The organism is Arthrobacter sp. Sr24, from assembly GCF_054511175.1.
In genome coordinates this window covers 1-4,561 of sequence record NZ_JBTNDB010000051.1, presented here as the reverse complement: position 1 = coordinate 4,561, position 4,561 = coordinate 1, and the positions used below count along the sequence as shown (strand labels likewise).

Genomic DNA, 4,561 nt, shown 5'->3' with positions numbered 1-4,561 from the left:
AAATCAATGGTGCGGACCGGCAACGCGCCCAGACTCATGGCCTCTCTCAGAAACCTTGCGATCAGTCTCTACCGCATCGCACGAATAACGAACATCGCCAAAGCCACCAGACACACCGCCAGAAACGCCCACCGCGCCCTCAAAATCGCCAGAATCAGACCTCTACCAACGACTTTGCATTAGCCCTGGGCACGTGCCGAATACGGGTTCCTGTGGCAATGCACTTATTCCACCGGATCATCGCACGAGGTGCCAGATCTGTACTCGATTTCTCACTTGCTAGCCTCCCAGCTCGGATCTTCACAAGCTGGCTCCTCTCAAGCCAGCTCCCGTCAGGACGGACGACGGCGCAGACTCGGCTCCTGTGACCAGCTCTCCCTTGTGTGGGGACCCCCTTGATCCCGTATTCAGAAGAACAAGCCTGCCTGGCTCACTGCCCGCTCAAATAGCGCTCAAGGAGTTAGAAGATAAGTTCAGGGGCCTTGGGCTGGTGCTAGTCTCTGTGGAACTGGCCGAGTCACTGGACGCACCTAGGCTGCGGGCACCGCGAAGAACGGAAAAGATCAATGTCGAATAAAGCTCCCACCGGCCCAGAAATTTTCAAAGCGGCACCGAGGGTCAGATTCAAGGACCGAGTGGCCCAGGGACAGGCCGCCCGGGATCACATCAAACCATCCGAACTGGGGACGTGGAACTCTGAAACCCGTGGCCACGACGCACTCGAAACGATCCTGGCGCAGAGCGCTATCCGGCAAACTAGCCTATTACCGCTGCGCCATGGCCGAATGGCGGCCTCCCCCTGGACCTACTACCGCGGAGCCGCAGCCGTTGCCGCTGCCGATCTTGGCTCAAGGCCCAACAGTGGGCTGACCGTGCAGCTGTGCGGCGATGCTCACATTCTCAACTTCGGGCTGTGGGCCACGCCTGAGCGCAACCTCTCCTTCGACCTCCGGGACTTTGACGAAACATTGCCCGGCCCCTTCGAGTGGGATGTTTCCCGCCTAGTGGCCAGCATTGTGGTTTTGGCCAGGGATGCCAATCTCAAAGCCTCAGTGGCCGAACATGCAGTGAGCGCATGCCTGGCCGCCTATCGAACGCGGATGGTTAAGTACAGCACGGCAAAGCAGCTCGATATTTGGTACGACAAAGTCACCGTCGATGATCTCATAGGCGTCTTCTCCAAGTCTGACCAAAAGCGCGCAAGTTCAATGATTGCCAAAACCACCGCCAAGAAGACCAGCGCCGGGGCCGCCAAGAAGTTCACCGAAAAGATCAACGGCACATTGCGGATCACCGAGCAGCCACCCTTCCGGACCCACCTCAAGGCAGCTCCTGCTGAAACCATTTACAGCGCGTACAGGGCCTCCCTAGAGGAAGACCGCAAACATCTGCTGGCGGGCTTCAACCCAGTCGACGCAGTGCAGCAGGTGGTGGGCGTGGGAAGCGTGGGCTTGCGCGTGTTTTTGGTGCTGCTCAATGGAATCCACGACAACGATCCGCTATTTCTTCAGATCAAACAGGCCGGCCCTTCGGTCTATGAGCCATTCGCCGGAGCCAGTGTGTACAGCAATCATGGGCAGCGGGTGGTGGCTGGCCAGCGCTTGATCCAAAGTGCCACTGACATCTTTGTCGGTTGGACCTCCGATTCCGGTCATGACTTCTATGTGCGCCAATTCCGCGACATGAAGGTGGTGGCCGATGCCGAGATCCTGGCCCCACGACTGGTTGAGTTCGCCACCGCTTGCGGCGGCGTCTTGGCCCGATCCCATGCGCGCAGTGGCGACCCGACTGCCATCAACGCCTATATAGGTAAAGGGCGGAAGTTTGATGAAGCCTTGGGTGAATTCGCCATATCCTACGCAGATCAGACATCAACTGATCACCAACAACTACTCAAAGCAGTGAATTCCGGCACCCTATCCAGTGTCGCCGGCTGGTGATTTTTCACCACGAAACAAGAAAACTAGATCACTCTGACTGACAGCGTCTTGGGGACCACAGTTTGAACCCCTGCTTTCAGTCCTCTCGCTGGCATGGCGGCCACCCGGAGCCATGGTGGACATACGGACCCGGACAGGTACTTGCCTGCGGACTCTTGGCACCTACGCTGCTGAGGCGATGGGCAACAATGAAAACATCCTGACAAAAATTCAGGATGCGACCGCCGTAACGGACGAACCCGTGTGGCGCTTACCTCTGCTGCGAAGTCTCCGCCAGTAACCGGTGGATTCCGCACCGACCCACGGTCTATGTCACGCGGCTGCTGAGCAAATTGACGCCCAGGTTTGTGGTTCCTACGCCGGACTGAAAGGAAAGCACGCCCAGCGAATCCAGCCAAGTCGTGCTGTCCTAGCCTCCGTTCCAGCACGGGAACCCGGAAAGCGTCATGGCTCACTCACTGCGGAGACGAATCTCATCCCCCCAAAATGTGGGTTGCTATCCAATGTGACAATACTTGAATAATGCCTAAGAATTTCTTGCCGTCCAAACCTATCTTGCTTGGACGATCACTGCGAGAACTATGCATCCTTCCACTGCGGTACTGGTTCCTTAGTAGCGGTTTATTTGCCGTCTTAGGACTCTGGGTCAGCCCCCGCATCAGTGATCTGCTGCTCGCTGCCGTGCATCGTGCCGGTCTGAGTACCCTCACCGACCGCACCATGGGCACGTTGCTCTCGTCACCTATCTCACTGGCCATACTTGCCGCCGCTTTCGTGCTGGTAGCCGCATCTACCCTGATCTGCTTTGCCACCTTGCTCGTCATCGCCGATCTGCAACTCTCCGGAGAACGGCCCTCCCTTGCCACTGTAGGAACCCGACTAGTGCGCTCCATCAACAGGCAATACCGCGGAGGCGCCTTCTTGGTGGCCGCCCAATTGGCTTTACTGGCTCCTCTAATTGGGTTCACCCTCTTTGCACCGGTGACGGGCAGCCTTGGCATGCCTCCGTTCATTGGCCGCGAGTACATGAAAACACCGCTTTCAGCATTACTCTGGTGTTCCATTGCCGCCATCATTGTCTACGGGATCTACACGACAATCCTGACGTTGCCGTTCTCATTGGTACGCCGCCAACCGCTGTCAAAAAGCCTTCTCTGCAGCCTGCGAGCCACACGGCAGGGCGGGATCCGGCTACCTTTGGTGTGCGCCATTGCCACCCTTGGGGCGCTGGCTGCCTCGCGGCTCGGAGCAACGTTGCTAGGAACGGCGGTTGACGCCCTAGATTCAGTCATGGCCAACACCGGCGCGGCCATTTTCGCGGCAACTTTGGCTTTCGGCATCTTGACCGTAGCTACCGCGCAAGGATTCGCGTTCCTGTTAGTCGGCGAGGCCCGGAACTTCCTGGCACTGCCAGCTAACTCGGCCAAGCCTGCTAATCCAACTGTCCCGAGCACCAAAGCCACGCCCGCCGGTAGACCTGCTGTGCCCAGACCTGCCGTGCTCACCAACCGTGTGCTGCCACACGAAGGGTTCCATCTGCGGACGCTGTTGGCTCGCGGCACCGATGTTCGTATCGCGCTGAGGTCTCTGGTGGTCCTCGCCGCCGTGTGCGCCACCAGTGCTGCTGCGCTGCCGGCCAGTTCGAACAACACCGCAGTCATCACGGAACTGAACGCAGCTTCCCAGGATTCAAATGAATCCACACTTGAAGCACTGGTGATTGGGCACCGCGGTTACGATTCCGGCGGCGTGGAGAACACCATCGGCGGTCTGAACGCTGCCGCTGCCATGCACACCGATGTTGTCGAAGTGGATTTTCAGCAGACCTCGGACGGCGGATTTGTCGCCAGCCACGATACGAACCTGTTGGTGCTTGCTGGGCAAAACAAGAGCATCTATGAGATGACCACGGCCCAGGTCACTTCCACCACGGTGACCATGAAGGGCCACAGCGAGACCATCCCCACACTGGCCAGCTATGTCACCCGTGCTCGCGAACTGTCCATGCCGCTGCTCATTGAACTGAAAGTCACCGGGCACGAGCAAGAAGGCTGCGTGGAGGCGTTCCTCGCCGAGTTGGATGCGCTGGAAGCCCTGAAGGGAAACTCGTTCCACTCACTGGATCCGTCCGTGGTGCAAAAAATCAAAGCCGAACGACCCGAACTCCGTGTGGGGCTGACTATCGGCATGCTCTACGGCGCCCTGCCAGAATCTCCCTGCGATTTCTATGTCATTGAGCAAGCCTCGCTAACACCGAAGATGATCCAGGACGCTCACCAGCAGGGTCAGGACGTGTACGCCTGGACCGTCAATGGCGACGCCACCATGCGCGCACTGCTGCGCGAGGGTGTTGACGGGCTAGTCACCGACCACCCGGACACAGCACAGTCCATCCGCGGGAAGCTCTCCCCCGGATCCGGCTACGTACAAGGGGATCTGCACAACACCTTGCTGCTGGAATCGCGGCACCGCAACCCCTAAAAAGAATAGAGAGCCTAAAGTGCCTAGGTGTAATTTTTTCCTCTAGGAGCCCTGAAGTACGACGGCGGGGGGCCACCCTCCTCTAAAAGGTGGGGTCCCCCCGTCGTGCCTTTTGGGAAGTGAAAAAAAAAGTGGCTCGT

The 4,561-nt window shown here is 58.4% G+C and carries 3 protein-coding genes; all 3 read left to right on the top strand.

Annotation, left to right across the window (positions count from 1 at the left end; translation table 11 throughout):
• Positions 1–566 precede the first annotated feature (566 nt).
• The 3 genes from ACX80D_RS17655 to ACX80D_RS17645 all read left to right on the top strand — a co-directional run bounded on the left by ACX80D_RS17655 (position 567) and on the right by ACX80D_RS17645 (position 4,421).
• Positions 567–1,940 (top strand): DUF2252 domain-containing protein, encoded by a 1,374-nt coding sequence (locus tag ACX80D_RS17655; protein ID WP_459324166.1) that lies wholly within the window; start codon positions 567–569, stop codon positions 1,938–1,940.
• A 112-nt stretch (positions 1,941–2,052) separates the two neighbouring features.
• Positions 2,053–2,220, top strand: coding sequence for a hypothetical protein (locus tag ACX80D_RS17650; RefSeq protein WP_459324165.1), 168 nt, complete (start codon positions 2,053–2,055; stop codon positions 2,218–2,220).
• Between the two features lie 242 nt (positions 2,221–2,462).
• Positions 2,463–4,421, top strand: coding sequence for a glycerophosphodiester phosphodiesterase family protein (locus tag ACX80D_RS17645; RefSeq protein ID WP_459324164.1), 1,959 nt, complete (start codon positions 2,463–2,465; stop codon positions 4,419–4,421).
• Positions 4,422–4,561 lie beyond the last annotated feature (140 nt).